Below are 15061 nucleotides of genomic sequence, written 5' to 3' on the forward strand. Positions count from 1 at the left end.
CCGTCGGACATAAGGCAGCACCAGGAGTCCGCTGGACGTCGACGTCCAGGAGTCTCCCAGGCGAAGGGGAAGCACACCGTGGCACGCATCGGTGACGGCGGCGATCTGCTCAAGTGCTCGTTCTGCGGCAAGAGCCAGAAGCAGGTCAAGAAGCTCATCGCAGGGCCCGGTGTGTACATCTGCGACGAGTGCATCGATCTCTGCAACGAGATCATCGAGGAAGAGCTGGCCGAGACCAGCGAGGTCCGCTGGGAGGAGCTTCCGAAGCCCCGCGAGATCTACGAGTTCCTCGAGGGCTACGTGGTCGGCCAGGAGGCCGCCAAGAAGGCCCTCTCCGTGGCGGTGTACAACCACTACAAGCGCGTGCAGGCCGGTGAGAACGGCGGGGCGAACGGCCGCGACGACGCCATCGAGTTGGCGAAGTCCAACATCCTGCTCCTCGGCCCCACGGGCTCCGGCAAGACCCTCCTCGCGCAGACCCTCGCGCGCATGCTGAACGTCCCCTTCGCGATCGCCGACGCCACGGCCCTCACGGAGGCCGGTTACGTCGGCGAGGACGTCGAGAACATCCTGCTCAAGCTGATCCAGGCGGCCGACTACGACGTCAAGAAGGCCGAGACCGGGATCATCTACATCGACGAGATCGACAAGGTCGCGAGGAAGAGCGAGAACCCCTCGATCACCCGCGACGTGTCCGGCGAGGGCGTCCAGCAGGCCCTGCTGAAGATCCTTGAGGGCACCACGGCCTCCGTACCGCCGCAGGGCGGGCGCAAGCACCCCCACCAGGAGTTCATCCAGATCGACACGACGAACGTGCTGTTCATCGTGGGCGGTGCCTTCGCGGGCCTGGAGAAGATCATCGAGGCCCGGGCCGGCGCCAAGGGTATCGGCTTCGGCGCGCAGATCCGCTCCAAGCGCGAGATGGAGTCCAAGGACCAGTTCCAGGAGGTCATGCCGGAGGACCTGGTCAAGTTCGGCATGATCCCCGAGTTCATCGGCCGCCTCCCGGTCATCACCTCGGTCCACAACCTCGACCGCGAGGCCCTGCTCCAGATCCTCGTCGAGCCGCGCAACGCGCTGGTGAAGCAGTACCAGCGCCTCTTCGAACTCGACGGCGTGGAGCTGGACTTCGAGCGCGAGGCCCTGGAAGCCATCGCCGACCAGGCCATCCTCCGCCAGACCGGCGCCCGCGGCCTGCGCGCCATCATGGAGGAAGTCCTCCAGGGCGTGATGTACGAGGTCCCGTCCCGCAAGGACGTGGCCCGCGTCGTCATCACGGCGGACGTCGTCCAGTCGAACGTCAACCCGACCCTGATCCCGCGGGACGCGCGGGGGCGGGGGCCGGGCGAGCAGAAGACGGCGTGAGGCAGACGTAGACGTAAGGGAAGGGCCCCGGTCGATGACCGGGGCCCTTCCCTTTGTGCGCTTGGCGGCGTCAGGCCTTGACGCGGATCTCAGCGCGCAGCTTGGTGGTGATGTCGATCGCGACGTCCTTGGAGACGTTTCCGCTGACCTCGCCGGGCGACACCATCGTGACCGTGCTGTAGTCGGCCCACGCGCAAAACCAGTCGGTCTTGTCCTTCTTGGTCGCCGGGTCCTGCCCCTTGGCCGCCTGGCACTTCATGACCGCGCCCTCGAGATCGGCCTCTTCGGGCTCGCCGATCAGCTCGGTCTTCTTGCCGCTGCTGGAGGAACCTTCCTCCGACGACTTCTTGAAGTTCGAGAAGAACGTGTCCAGCGCCGCCTCAGGATCGGAGACCTCGCCATAGACACCGACGAACGTGACGCCCTTGGCGGTCGCCATCTGGGCGGCTGACGACGGATCGGTCGGGTCGTACTTGCTCATGTCCACCGTGGAGTAGGAGCCCAGCACGGACTTGCCGTTCTTGACGCCGCTCTTCTCCAACTCCTTGGTGGAGTCGTCACCGACCGTCTGCCCGTCCTTCGTGATGCGGTTGTACTCCCCGAGCACCTTCGCCGGCGTAGCCAGCTTGTGCGGACCGTCGTCCTCCAGGGCGCCCGCGCCGCCACCGCCGCCGATCACGAAGTACGCGCCCACGCCGATCGCCGCCACGACCGCGACCGCGCCGATGATCAGGCCCGCCTTCTTCTTGCCGCCGCCCGGGGCCGGGGGCTGGGGCACGCCGTACGGGGCCTGGCCGTAGGGCGGCTGCTGGCCGTAAGGGGGCTGCTGGCCGTAGGGGGCCTGCTGCGGCGGGACGCCCTGCGGGGGCTGCTGCGGGTAGCCGTAGCCGGGCTGGGGCGGAGGGGCCTGCTGGGGGTAGCCGTAGCCGGGCTGGGGTGCCTGCGGCGGCTGGCCGTACGGACCCGGCTGGCCGTACGGGCCGGGCTGCTGGGGCTGCTGCCCGCCGTACGGGCCCGGCTGGTTGTAACTCATGTTCTGGGTTCCCCTCCAGATGCTTATGTGTTCCGGACATCCTGGCGCAGACCCGCCGTGTGCATGGCATCGGGGCCCCCACCGTTACAAACGAAACGCGTTTCGGGACGGGGTCGTGACACCTCTAAACTGACCCCCGTGACCGAGAACGCTCAGCAGCAGCCACCAGCGCCCAGCACCGACCTGCCGACCCAGTACGCGCCGGCCGACGTAGAGGGGCCGCTGTACGAGCGCTGGGTAGAGCGGGGTTACTTCGAGGCGGACGAGAAGAGCGACAAACCGCCCTACACCATCGTCATCCCGCCGCCGAACGTCACGGGCTCGCTCCACCTGGGGCACGCCTTCGAGCACACGCTCATCGACGCCCTGACCCGCCGCAAGCGCATGCAGGGCTACGAGACGCTGTGGCAGCCCGGCATGGACCACGCCGGCATCGCCACGCAGAACGTCGTCGAGCGGGAGCTCGCCAAGGAGGGCAAGTCCCGCCACGACCTGGGCCGTGAGGCCTTCGTCGAGCGTGTCTGGCAGTGGAAGGGCGAGTCCGGCGGCCAGATCAGCGGCCAGATGCGCCGGTTGGGCGACGGCGTCGCCTGGTCGCGCGAGCGCTTCACCATGGACGAGGGCCTCTCCCAGGCCGTCCAGACCATCTTCAAGCGCCTCTACGACGACGAGCTGATCTACCGCGCCGAGCGCATCATCAACTGGTGCCCCCGCTGTCTGACGGCCATCTCGGACATCGAGGTCGAGTACCAGGACGACGACGGCGAGCTCGTCTCCATGAAGTACGGCGACGGGGACGACACCATCGTCGTCGCCACCACCCGCGCCGAGACGATGCTCGGTGACACGGCCGTCGCCGTCCACCCCGGGGACGAGCGCTACAAGCACCTGATCGGCAAGCTGGTCAAGCTGCCGCTGACCGACCGCTCCATCCCGGTCGTCGCGGACGAGCACGTCGACCCCGAGTTCGGCACGGGTGCCGTCAAGGTCACCCCTGCGCACGACCCGAACGACTTCGAGATCGGCCAGCGCCACGACCTCCCGGCCCTGACGATCATGGACGAGCACGCGGTCATCACCGCCCACGGCCCCTTCCAGGGCCTGGACCGGCTGGAGGCCCGCTCGGCGATCGTCGCAGCGCTGCGCGCCGAGGGCCGGATCGTCGCGGAGAAGCGGCCCTACGTCCACTCCGTCGGCCACTGCTCGCGCTGCAAGACCACCATCGAGCCGCGGCTTTCCATGCAGTGGTGGGTCAAGGTCGGCCCGCTCGCGAAGGCGGCCGGTGACGCCGTCCGCGACGGCAAGGTCAAGATCCACCCGCAGGAGATGGAGAAGCGCTACTTCGACTGGGTCGACAACCTCCACGACTGGTGCATCTCGCGGCAGTTGTGGTGGGGTCACCGCATCCCGGTCTGGTACGGCCCGAACGGCGAGGTCGTCTGCGTCGGCCCCGACGAGCAGCCGCCCGGCACCGAGGCCGAGGGCTGGCGTCAGGACACCGACGTCCTCGACACCTGGTTCTCCTCCGGCCTGTGGCCGTTCTCCACGCTCGGCTGGCCCGAACAGACCGAGTCGCTCGCGAAGTTCTACCCGAACTCGGTCCTGGTCACCGGCTACGACATCCTCTTCTTCTGGGTCGCCCGGATGATGATGTTCGGCCTGTACGCGATGGACGGCACCCCGCCGTTCCACACCATCGCCCTGCACGGCATGGTTCGCGACCAGTTCGGCAAGAAGATGTCGAAGTCCTTCGGCAACGCGGTCAACCCGCTGGACTGGATGGACAAGTACGGCTCCGACGCCCTGCGCTTCACCCTCGCCCGGGGCGCCAACCCCGGTGTCGACGTCCCGATCGGCGAGGACTGGGTCCAGGGCTCGCGGAACTTCGCCAACAAGATCTGGAACGCGACGCGCTTCGCGATGATGAACGGCGCGACGATCGAGGGTCCGCTGCCGGACGCCTCGAAGCTGTCGTCGACCGATCGCTGGATCCTCTCCCGGCTCAACTCGGTCGTCGCCGAGGTCGACGCGTTCTACGAGGACTACCAGTTCGCGAAGCTCTCCGACGCGCTGTTCCACTTCGCGTGGGACGAGGTCTTCGACTGGTACGTCGAGCTGTCCAAGACGACGTTCCAGGCGGGCGGCGAGGCGGCCGAGGTCTCCAAGCGGGTCCTCGGCGAGGTCCTCGACGTCACGCTGAAGCTGCTGCACCCGGTGGTCCCGTTCGTCACCGAGACGCTGTGGACGACGCTGACCGGCGGCGAGTCGGTCGTCATCGCCGAGTGGCCCAAGGACAGTGGCTTCCGCGACGCCGACGCCGAGCGCGAGATCGAGTCCCTCCAGTCGGTCATCACCGAGGTCCGCCGCTTCCGCGCCGACCAGGGCCTCCAGCCCGGCCAGCGGGTCCCGGCCCGGCTGACCCTCGACGGCACGCGGTTCGCGCCGCACGAGGCCGCCATCCGCCAGCTGCTCCGCCTCCAGCCCGAGGGTGACGCCTTCACGGCCACGGCGACCCTCCCGGTCGCCGGTGCCGAGGTCGCCCTCGACCTGTCCGGCACGATCGACGTCGCGGCGGAGCGCAAGCGCCTGGCCAAGGACCTCGCCGCGGCCGAGAAGGAGAAGGCCCAGGCCAACGGCAAGCTCGGCAACGAGGCGTTCCTGGCGAAGGCCCCCGACCACGTCGTCGACAAGATCCGCACCCGCCTGGCCAAGGCGGAGGAGGACATCGCCCGCATCCAGTCCCAGCTGGAGAGGCTGCCGCAGGCATAGCCCGTTCGTACGGTTCGTGAGGCCCCCGGAGTCGTCAGGCCCGGGGGCCTCACGCATGCCTCGGGGACATGCGCTCAGGGGCGCGGGGCTGTATCGATGTGCGGCTCCGCCGCGTGGGCGCGAACGACTCCCATGGACCCGCAGCCGCCCACGGTCACAAGCCACCGCAAACAATGTCAGTCGGTCTCCGTAGACTGGGCCCCGTGAGCGAGCTCCCTCCAGACCACAACGCCGACGACCAGCCCGACCCCCTCGACCCCTTCGACGAGATCATCGCGGAGGAAACCGACCGCGACCCCGACCTCGCCGTCATCGAAGCCGGCAGCCGCACCCTGCGCACCCAGGGCGGTCCGCCCGACGCCGACATCCCCGCGCGCCCCGCCGACCCCGAGGTCGACAAAGCTCTGCGCGAGGTCGAGACCGAGCTCGCCACCCGCTGGGGCGAGACCAAGCTGGAGCCCTCGGTCAGCCGTATCGCGGCGCTGATGGACGTCCTGGGAGAGCCGCAGCGGTCGTACCCGTCGATCCACATCACGGGGACGAACGGCAAGACCTCCACGGCCCGCATGATCGAGGCCCTGCTCGGCGCCTTCGAGCTGCGCACCGGCCGCTACACCTCGCCGCACGTGCAGTCGATCACCGAGCGCATCAGCCTCGACGGTGCCCCGATCTCCGCCGAGCGGTTCATCGAGACGTACCAGGACATCAAGCCGTACGTGGAGATGGTCGACGCCGCCCAGGAATACCGGCTGTCGTTCTTCGAGGTGCTCACCGGCATGGCCTACGCGGCCTTCGCCGACGCCCCCGCGGACGTGGCCGTCGTCGAGGTCGGCATGGGTGGCTCCTGGGACGCGACGAACGTGATCGACGGGGACGTCGCCGTGATCACGCCCATAGACCTCGACCACACCGACCGGCTCGGCACCACGCACGCCGAGATCGCCACGGAGAAGGCCGGCATCATCAAGCAGGGTGCGACGGTCATCATGGCGCAGCAGCCGGTCGAGGCGGCTCAGGTGCTGCTGAAGAAGGCCGTCGAGGTGGACGCGACCGTGGCCCGGGAGGGCCTGGAGTTCGGCGTCGTCGAGCGGCAGGTCGCCGTCGGCGGGCAGCTGGTGACGCTGCGCGGGCTCGGCGGCGAGTACCCGGAGGTCTACCTGCCGCTGCACGGCGCGCACCAGGCGCACAACGCGGCCGTCGCGCTCGCCGCCGTCGAGGCGTTCTTCGGTGTCGGTGCGCAGCGGGCCGACGCGCTGGATCTGGACACGGTCCGCAAGGCCTTCGCCGCCGTGGCCTCGCCGGGCCGGCTGGAGGTCGTGCGCCGGTCGCCGACGGTCGTGCTGGACGCCGCCCACAACCCGGCGGGTGCCCGGGCGGCCGCCGAGGCGATCGGGGAGGCGTTCCAGTTCAGCCGGCTCGTCGGCGTGGTCGGCGCGAGCGGCGACAAGAACGTGCGGGGGCTGCTGGAGGCCTTCGAGCCGGTGTTTGCCGAGATCGTGGTCACGCAGAACTCCAGCCATCGCGCGATGGACGCCGACGAGCTCGCCGCGATCGCCGTGGAGGTGTTCGGCGAGGAGCGCGTCCAGGTCGAGCCGCGGCTTCCGGACGCCCTGGAGGCCGCCATCACGCTGGCGGAGGAGGAGGGCGAGTTCTCCGGCGGCGGTGTGCTCGTCACCGGTTCCGTCATCACCGTCGGCGAGGCCCGACTGCTCCTGGGGAGGGGCTGAGTCCCGTGCGCACGCTTTGTTCTTCGACGTTGATCGGCGAGTTCTTCGTCATCGGGTTCGCCGGTCTGGTCGCCATGAAGGACCCCGACCTGTCCATGGCGACCGTTTGGACGGTCAGCGGCGTCGCGATGTTCCTGTGTCTGGTGCTGTGCGGCCTGGTGACGCGGCCGGGCGGGGTCGCCCTCGGCTGGGCGCTGCAGATCGCGCTCATCGCGTCGGGGTTCATCGTGCCGACCATGTACTTCCTGGGTGCGGTCTTCGCGGCCCTGTGGTGGGCGTCCGTCCACTACGGGCGGAAGATCGACGAGGCGAAGGCGAGATTCGCGGCCCAGGCGGGCTCCTCCACGGCTGACGCTGCGTAACAGCCCTCCGGACACGCCGGGTAATCTCGTCCCACCGCAAGACCTTCACCCCTAAGGAGCCCGTCGTGAGCCAGCGCACCCTCGTCCTCCTCAAGCCCGACGCCGTTCGTCGTGGCCTGACCGGCGAGATCATCAGCCGCATCGAGCGCAAGGCGGGCTGGACGATCACCGCGCTGGAGCTGCGCACCCTGGACCAGGAGACGCTGGAGCAGCACTACGGTGAGCACAAGGGCAAGCCCTTCTACGAGCCGCTGGTGGACTTCATGGCCTCCGGCCCGGTCGTGGCGCTGATCGTCGAGGGCGAGCGGGTCATCGAGGGCGTGCGCGCGCTCGCCGGCCCGACCGACCCGATCGCCGCGGCGCCCGGTTCCATCCGCGGCGACTACGGTGTGATCGTCCGGGAGAACCTGATCCACGCCTCCGACTCCGAGGAGTCCGCAGAGCGCGAGGTGAAGATTTTCTTCCCCGGCCGGGCGTAGCGTCCGCACCTCACCAGCACATACGGCAGAGTCTGGGGGCGAGTCCCCCGGGCTTTGCGGCATATGCGTGGCGATCGAGGGAACGATGGGCCCCGAACGCCCGTCTCCAGAAGCGAATGCGGTCGGCATCTGCTGACAATGGCGGAGACCCTCCCGCAGTGTTCGCGAAGGCGCGTCTACGATGGAAGCCTTCACGTCACAGCACCCACCTTTGCCTACCTGAAAAGCCCTCAAAAGCTCCTGGGAAGGCCAGACGAATCCTGATGGGGAACTCAATGTCGTTCATCGGCCGTGACATGGCTGTCGACCTCGGGACCGCCAACACGCTGGTGTACGTCAGGGGTCGCGGGATCGTACTCAACGAGCCGTCCGTCGTCGCGATCAACACCAACACCGGTGGCATCCTCGCGGTCGGTGCCGAAGCGAAGAAGATGATCGGGCGGACCCCCGGCAACATCGTTGCCGTGCGGCCGCTGAAGGACGGCGTGATCGCCGACTTCGAGATCACCGAGCGGATGCTCCGCTACTTCATCCTGAAGATCCACAAGCGGCGCTATCTGGCTCGTCCGCGGGTCGTCGTCTGCGTGCCCTCGGGCATCACGGGCGTCGAGCGTCGCGCCGTCATTGAGGCGTCGTCCCAGGCCGGCGCCCGTCAGGTGCACATCATCGAGGAGCCCATGGCCGCGGCCATCGGCTCCGGCCTGCCGGTCCACGAGGCCACGGGCAACATGGTGGTCGACATCGGCGGCGGCACCACGGAGGTCGCGGTCATCTCCCTCGGCGGCATCGTCACCGCCCAGTCCATCCGGGTCGCGGGCGACGAACTGGACAACGCGATCATCCAGCACATCAAGAAGGAGTACTCCCTCCTGCTGGGTGAGCGCACGGCCGAGCAGATCAAGATCACGATTGGTTCGGCGTACGACCTTGACTCCGACGAGCACACCGAAATCCGCGGCCGGGACCTCGTCTCCGGGCTGCCGAAGACCGTGGTCATCTCCGCAGCCGAGGTCCGCAAGGCGATCGAGGAGCCGGTCAACGCGATCGTCGACGCCGTCAAGACCACCCTCGACAAGTGCCCGCCGGAGCTGTCCGGCGACATCATGGACCGAGGAATCGTTCTGACCGGCGGCGGAGCGCTGCTGCGCGGCCTCGACGAGCGGCTGCGCCGGGAGACCGGCATGCCGATCCACATCGCCGAGGACCCGCTGGACAGCGTGGCGCTCGGATCCGGAAAGTGCGTCGAGGAGTTCGAGGCGCTCCAGCAGGTGCTGGACGCCCAGCCGCGCAGATGACATAACTCTTCGATTCCGCCGTACGGGACGATCTCCTCTCGTACGGCGGATCGTTGATATAGAGGCATAAGCTCCCAAAAGCAGCCCCTCGGGTTTCCCTGGGGCTTCCCGAATTCCTATGAGGAAGGGCACGGCCGCCGCACGTGAGGGACACACGAGAGAGCCGGCTGCTCCTGGTGCTGCTGATCGCCATCGCGTTCGCGTTGATCACGGTGGACATCCGCGGTGGGGAGGACTCGCCCGTCGACGGTGCCCGGCAGGGTGCGGCGACGGTCTTCGGCCCGATCGAGAGCGGCGTCTCAGCCGCGGTCGACCCGGTCGGCAACGCGGTCTCCGCCATCCGCGACTCCGGGGATCGCCACGACCGGCTCGCCGCGCTGGAAGAGGAGAACGCGGCCCTGAAAGCGCGGCTCGGCAGCGACGACCGCAGCCGCAGCCGCCTCAAGCAGCTCGACAAGATGCTGAAGATCGCCGGCCAGGGCCAGTACGGCATCAAGGGCGCGCAGGTCATCGCCATCGGAGCGGCGCAGGGCTTCTCCTGGACCATCACCGTCGACGTCGGCGCCAACGACGGCATCAAGCGCGACATGACCGTCCTGAACGGGGACGGGCTCGTCGGCCGCGTCACCACCGTCGGCCCCGACACCTCCACCGTGCTGCTGGCCAGCGACCCCGACTTCACGGTCGGCACCCGCATGGAGTCCGGCGACGAGCTCGGCTTCGCCTCCGGGCAGGGCGACCGTCCGCTGCGCGTGGAACTTCTCAACGGCAAGGCCGAGGTGAAGAAGGGCGACCGCCTGGTCACCTTTGGCTCGCAGGCCGACCGGCCGTTCGTGCCCGGCGTGCCCGTCGGCGTGGTGTCCCGCGTGGACCCCTCCGGCGGCGGCCTGACCCGCACGCTGTACGTCACGCCGTACGCCGCCTTCACCAAGCTCGACATCGTCGGTGTCGTCGTCGAGGCCCCGAAGAAGAACCCGCGTGACACGGTGCTCCCGCCCAAGCCCAAGCCGACCCCAAGGCCGACGGTGACGGTGACCGTGACGCCGTCCCCCGAGGCGCCCGTGGACGGCCAGAACCAGCAAGAGCAGTAGGAGCTGTCACCCCATGCGCGTCAACCGGATCCTGCTCTCCTCCGCCCTGGTCGTCATCGCCCTGGTGGTCCAGGTGAGCGTCCTCGCCCGCCTCCACCTGCCGGGCGCCGTCCCCGACCTGCTGCTGCTCACCGTCCTCGGCCTCGCGCTGGTGTACGGCCATGTGGGCGGCGCCCTCGTCGGGTTCGGCGCGGGTCTGCTCGCCGACCTGGCCCCGCCCGCCGACCACGCTGCCGGGCGCTACGCCCTCGTGCTCTGCGTCGTCGGCTACCTCGCGGGTCTGGTGAAGCCCGAGACGGGCCGGCTGAAGTCCGCGACCGGCCCCATGGTCGTGGTGGTCGCCGCCGCGGTCGCCTCCACGCTGCTGTACGCCGGCGTCGGCGCCCTGGTCGGCGACACCGCAGCCCGCCACGTGGGCCTCGGCAGCCTGCTGTTCACGGCCGCCCTGTACGACCTGCTGCTCGCCCCGTTCGTCGTGCCGGGGGTGATGGCGCTGGCCCGGCGTGCCGACAACGACCCGCTCGCCGAGTCCACCTCGGCCGCCGCCAAGGCCTCGGACATCTCCTCCGGCTGGCTCTCCGGCGGCACCGGCCTGAAGATCGGCAGCCAGCGCAACGGGCTGCGCGTGAAGGCCGCCCGGGCACGGATGGCGCGCGCCGGGCGCATCAAGGGGGTCAAGCGGCTGTGAACGCAGGGAAGTTCACCCGAACGGATCGGTCCGGGAGGAACGCCGGCCCGTGGGCCCGTCGTTCATCACTCGTATCCGCACATCCGTGCCCGGACACACCGTCGCACCCGCACATCCGTACGCGCACCGAGAGGGGGAGGCAGCCGCAGTGACCAACATTCCCGAGACCGGCAGGAGCTCGCGGGTCCAGATCCGGCTCGTCGTCATCCAGGTCCTCGTCCTCTCCCTCCTGCTCACCCTCGGCGGCCGGCTCTGGTACCTCCAGATCCGTGAGGGCGCCGCCTACGCCAAGGAGGCGTCGGGCAATCACGTCCAGCAGGTCGTCCAGCCGGCCGTCCGCGGCTCCATCCTGGACGCACGCGGCGTCGCCCTCGCGGACAACGAGACCCGGCTGGTCGTCTCCGCGTCCCGCACGGAACTGCTGAAGATGAAGGACGACGGCGAGGAAGTCCTGACCAAGCTCGCCGGAGTCCTGGGCATGACGCCCAAGGAGGTCCGGGAGAAGGTCCGGCTGTGCGACGCCAAGACGCCCCAGCCCTGCTGGAACGGCTCGCCCTACCAGCCCATCCCGATCACCGACGAGGCCACCGCCAAGCAGGCCCTGCAGATCCGCGAGCGCGCCGAGGACTTCCCCGGGATCACCGCCGAGCCGGAGGCCGTGCGCCGCTACGCGAGCCCCGGGAAGGCCAACTCCGCCCAGGTCCTCGGCTACCTCTCACCGGTCACCGACGAGGAGATCAAGAAGGCGCAGAACACCAACTCGCCGTATTTGCGCTCCGACCAGGTCGGCCGCTCCGGCCTGGAGCGCCAGTACGACAAGGCCCTGCGCGGCAAGGCCGGCGTCACCCGCTACGAGGTCGACAACCTCGGCCGGGTCATCGGCCAGGCCGAAGCCGACCCGGCCCACCCCGGCGACAACCTCGTCACCAGCATCGACTCCCGGGTCCAGCGGATCGCCGAGTACCAGCTGAACGAGGCCATGAAGGAAGCCCGCAAGCAGCACGACCGCAACACGGGCACCAACTACAAGGCCGACTCCGGCGCCGTGGTCGTCATGGAGGCCAAGACCGGCCGTGTCGTCGCCATGGCCTCGAACCCCACCTACGACCCGAACGCCTGGGTGGGCGGCATCTCCGCCAAGGACTACGCGCGGCTCACCGGCAAGAGCAGCAACTACCCGCTGCTCAACCGCGCCATCCAGGGCCAGTCGGCACCGGGCTCGATCTTCAAGGTCGTCCCGACCGCCGCCGCGGTCAACGCGGGCTACTCCTTCAACGGCCCCTACGACTGCTCCAGCTCGTACTCGATCGGCGGCCAGGTCTTCAAGAACTTCGAGTCCAAGGGGTACGGCCCGATCAGCCTCGGCCGCGCCCTGGAGGTCTCCTGCGACACGGTCTTCTACCGGCTCTCCCACGAGGAGTGGAAGCGCGACGGCGGCACCAAGCCGAAGAAGAACGCCAACGACTGGTTCTACAAGACCGCCCACCAGTTCGGCCTCGGCAAGGAAACCGGCATCGACCTGCCCAACGAGGTCACCGGCCGCGTCCCCGACCGCCAGTGGAAGCTGAACTACTGGAAGGCCAACAAGGACGCCTGGTGCCGCACCGGCAAGCGCAACGGCAGCTACGCCGAGAAGATCGCCTACGAGAACTGCCTCGAAGGCAACCGCATGCGCGCCGGTGACTCCGTCAACTACTCCATCGGCCAGGGCGACACCCTCGTCACGCCCATCCAGATGGCCACCATCTACGCGGCCATCTCCAACGGCGGCACCCTGTACAACCCTTCCGTCGGCAAGGCCGTCATCAGCGCCGACGGCAAGACCGTCTCGCCGATCAAGCCCGAGTCGCACGGCAGGCTGCCGATGACGCAGAAGACGCGCGACGAGGTGGACGAAGCCCTCGCGGGAGTCGCCACCCGCGGTACGGCCGCCTGGAGGTTCGGCGGCTGGCCGCAGGACAAGATCCCGATGCACGCCAAGACGGGTACGGCGGAGGTCTACGGCAAGCAGACGACCTCCTGGTTCGCCACGTACACCAAGGACTACTCGATCGTCATGACGATCTCCCAGGGTGGTACGGGCTCCGGCGCCTCGGGCCCCGCCGTCCGCAACATCTACAACGCGCTGTACGGCGTCTCCGAGGACGGCGACATCGATACGAAGAAGGCCCTGCTGCCCACGCCGCAGAAGACCCTGCCGAAGATCAAGACGGACGGCACCATCGCCTCCCCGAAGGTTCCCAAGGACGCGGCAAAGGACCGCCAGGCGGACAAGAAGGACCCCAACGCCCCGGCGGACCCGCTCCAGCCGGTCACGTCGGCCCCGCCGTCCCCCGAGAACCGCAACACCCGAAGGCGCCGCCGCCGGGGAAGCCGGAGGTGGCCGGCATGACCGGCGGAGTGAACAGCTTCCAGGTCTCCGGCTACGGACCCGAGCGCACCGGCTGGACACGGCTGCTGGCCCGCGACTCGGTGGCACGGCGGCTCGACTGGCCGATCCTGCTCTCGGCACTGGCCCTGTCGCTGCTCGGCACGCTCCTCGTCTACTCGGCGACCCGCAACCGCACCGAGCTCAACCAGGGCGACCCGTACTACTTCCTCATCCGGCACCTGCTGAACACCGGCATCGGCCTGGCCCTGATGGCCGGCACGATCTGGCTCGGCCATCGCGCCCTGCGCACGGCCGTGCCGGTCCTGTACGGCTTCTCTTTGCTGCTGATCCTGCTGGTGCTGACCCCGCTCGGCTCCACGATCAACGGCGCCCACTCCTGGATCAAGCTGCCCGGCGGCTTCTCGCTCCAGCCCTCGGAGTTCGTCAAGGTCACGATCATCCTCGGCATGGCGATGCTGCTGGCGGCCCGGGTCGACGCGGGCGACAAGCAGTACCCCGACCACCGCACGGTCGTGCAGGCCCTCGGCCTGGCCGCCGTGCCGATGCTGATCGTCATGCTGATGCCCGACCTCGGGTCGGTCATGGTGATGGTCATCATCGTGCTCGGCGTGCTGCTGGCCTCCGGGGCGTCCAACCGTTGGGTGTTCGGCCTGCTCGGCGCGGGCACCCTCGGCGCGGTCACCGTCTGGCAGCTGGGGATCCTCGACGAGTACCAGATCAACCGCTTCGCCGCCTTCGCCAACCCCGAGCTCGATCCGGCCGGCGTCGGCTACAACACCAACCAGGCCCGCATCGCCATCGGTTCGGGCGGCCTGACCGGCTCCGGCCTCTTCCACGGCTCGCAGACCACCGGCCAGTTCGTGCCCGAACAGCAGACGGACTTCGTCTTCACGGTGGCAGGGGAGGAACTGGGCTTCCTCGGCGGCGGCCTGATCATCGTGCTCCTCGGCATCGTCCTGTGGCGGGCCTGCCGCATCGCCCGGGAGACCACCGACCTGTACGGCACGGTGGTGGCCGCGGGCATCGTCGCCTGGTTCGCCTTCCAGACGTTCGAGAACGTCGGCATGACGCTCGGCATCATGCCGGTCACCGGCCTGCCGCTGCCGTTCGTGTCGTACGGGGGATCGTCGATGTTCGCCGTGTGGATAGCGGTGGGGTTGTTGCAGTCGATCAGGGTGCAGCGGCCGATGTCGGCCTAGCATCCCGGGAGGGGGAGCGGACATGTCCGGGGAGTACGTGGCCCGGTGCCCGGTGACCGAGGAACTGGTGAGCCAGCTCCTCGCCCTGGCGGAGCTGGACCTGACCGACGACGACGCCATCGAGGCGCGGATGCGGGCGGCCGGCTGGCCCGACTGGTCGCAGGCGGTGAGCGGACCGGCGTACGAGGACACACCCGACGTCCCGGACGCCACCCATGTCAGCCCGCAGGGGCACTTCGTCACCTGTGACGGCGACGGTGCGCTCCGCCTTCCCTTCGCCTACCTCTACTCGGTCGACGGCGGCCTGCTCGACGAGGACTGCTGGGGTCCCATGCCCGGCTGGACCAGCGAGCAGGGCGCCTGGCGGCCGGAGTTCGACGCGCACTTCGCCGCCGTCGTGCAGCGCTTCACCGACCGGCTCGGCCTGCCGGACCACGACATCCGGCAGCCCCGGTACGACACCCGGTACGTCAGCTGGCGCCTGGAGCACAACGTGCTGATCGTCGGCCAGGGCCCGGAGCCGCTGTCGTACCACCAGTTCGAGGACGCCCACGTCCACCTCGTCTCCCGCACCGTCAAGGACGCGCCGTTCCCGGACGGCGAGAAGATGCGGGCCCTGCTGACGACCTGAGCGTGACAGCCCTCGGGAGGACGCCCACCA

At 69.1% G+C, this 15061-nt stretch carries 12 protein-coding genes; 11 read left to right on the forward strand and 1 reads right to left on the reverse strand.

Annotation, left to right across the window (positions count from 1 at the left end):
• Positions 1-78: 78 nt before the first annotated feature.
• A complete protein-coding gene (gene clpX, locus ACIQU3_RS07185) occupies positions 79-1365 on the forward strand; it encodes an ATP-dependent Clp protease ATP-binding subunit ClpX (protein WP_031114127.1) in 1287 nt (428 codons plus the stop codon).
• 70 nt (positions 1366-1435) lie between these two features.
• Here clpX and ACIQU3_RS07190 read toward each other — a convergent pair whose 3' ends face one another.
• Positions 1436-2398, reverse strand: coding sequence for a hypothetical protein (locus tag ACIQU3_RS07190; protein ID WP_403923759.1), 963 nt, complete (start codon positions 2396-2398; stop codon positions 1436-1438).
• Between the two features lie 138 nt (positions 2399-2536).
• Between ACIQU3_RS07190 and ACIQU3_RS07195 the strand changes: the two genes are divergently transcribed.
• From ACIQU3_RS07195 to ACIQU3_RS07240, 10 genes are all read left to right on the forward strand, one after another.
• Entirely contained in the window at positions 2537-5167 is a 2631-nt protein-coding gene (locus tag ACIQU3_RS07195) for a valine--tRNA ligase (RefSeq protein WP_403726001.1), read from the forward strand.
• Positions 5168-5370: 203 nt separating this feature from the next.
• The gene (locus ACIQU3_RS07200) at positions 5371-6894 is read left to right on the forward strand and encodes a bifunctional folylpolyglutamate synthase/dihydrofolate synthase (RefSeq protein WP_403725998.1); all 1524 of its coding nucleotides are present in this window, start codon (positions 5371-5373) and stop codon (positions 6892-6894) included.
• A 5-nt stretch (positions 6895-6899) separates the two neighbouring features.
• Positions 6900-7256, forward strand: coding sequence for a DUF4233 domain-containing protein (locus ACIQU3_RS07205; protein ID WP_403725996.1), 357 nt, complete (start codon positions 6900-6902; stop codon positions 7254-7256).
• Positions 7257-7321: 65 nt separating this feature from the next.
• Entirely contained in the window at positions 7322-7735 is a 414-nt protein-coding gene (gene ndk / locus ACIQU3_RS07210) for a nucleoside-diphosphate kinase (RefSeq protein WP_234845836.1), read from the forward strand.
• 275 nt (positions 7736-8010) lie between these two features.
• Positions 8011-9030 (forward strand): rod shape-determining protein, encoded by a 1020-nt coding sequence (locus tag ACIQU3_RS07215; RefSeq protein WP_004001297.1) that lies wholly within the window; start codon positions 8011-8013, stop codon positions 9028-9030.
• Between the two features lie 143 nt (positions 9031-9173).
• Positions 9174-10121: a rod shape-determining protein MreC gene (mreC, locus tag ACIQU3_RS07220; RefSeq protein WP_403725990.1), complete on the forward strand. Its 948-nt coding sequence runs from the start codon at positions 9174-9176 to the stop codon at positions 10119-10121.
• Between the two features lie 13 nt (positions 10122-10134).
• Entirely contained in the window at positions 10135-10809 is a 675-nt protein-coding gene (mreD, locus tag ACIQU3_RS07225) for a rod shape-determining protein MreD (RefSeq protein ID WP_403725987.1), read from the forward strand.
• Positions 10810-10957: 148 nt separating this feature from the next.
• Positions 10958-13201, forward strand: coding sequence for a penicillin-binding protein 2 (mrdA, locus tag ACIQU3_RS07230; RefSeq protein WP_403725984.1), 2244 nt, complete (start codon positions 10958-10960; stop codon positions 13199-13201).
• Positions 13198-14400 (forward strand): rod shape-determining protein RodA, encoded by a 1203-nt coding sequence (gene rodA, locus ACIQU3_RS07235; protein ID WP_403725982.1) that lies wholly within the window; start codon positions 13198-13200, stop codon positions 14398-14400. Before mrdA ends, rodA begins: the two co-directional genes overlap by 4 nt.
• Positions 14401-14422: 22 nt before the next feature.
• Positions 14423-15031: a hypothetical protein gene (locus tag ACIQU3_RS07240; RefSeq protein WP_403725980.1), complete on the forward strand. Its 609-nt coding sequence runs from the start codon at positions 14423-14425 to the stop codon at positions 15029-15031.
• Positions 15032-15061 lie beyond the last annotated feature (30 nt).

This window comes from Streptomyces sp. NPDC101110 (assembly GCF_044759525.1).
In the GTDB taxonomy this organism is placed as follows: domain Bacteria; phylum Actinomycetota; class Actinomycetes; order Streptomycetales; family Streptomycetaceae; genus Streptomyces.

Excerpts from the sequence above, each read along its gene's own strand:
- rodA (WP_403725982.1), top strand. The coding sequence starts at position 13,198 with ATGACCGGCGGAGTGAACAGCTTCCAGGTCTCCGGCTACGGACCCGAG.
- ACIQU3_RS07215 (WP_004001297.1), top strand. The coding sequence starts at position 8,011 with ATGTCGTTCATCGGCCGTGACATGGCTGTCGACCTCGGGACCGCCAAC.
- mreD (WP_403725987.1), top strand. The coding sequence starts at position 10,135 with ATGCGCGTCAACCGGATCCTGCTCTCCTCCGCCCTGGTCGTCATCGCC.
- ACIQU3_RS07190 (WP_403923759.1), bottom strand. The coding sequence starts at position 2,398 with ATGAGTTACAACCAGCCGGGCCCGTACGGCGGGCAGCAGCCCCAGCAG.
- ACIQU3_RS07240 (WP_403725980.1), top strand. The coding sequence starts at position 14,423 with ATGTCCGGGGAGTACGTGGCCCGGTGCCCGGTGACCGAGGAACTGGTG.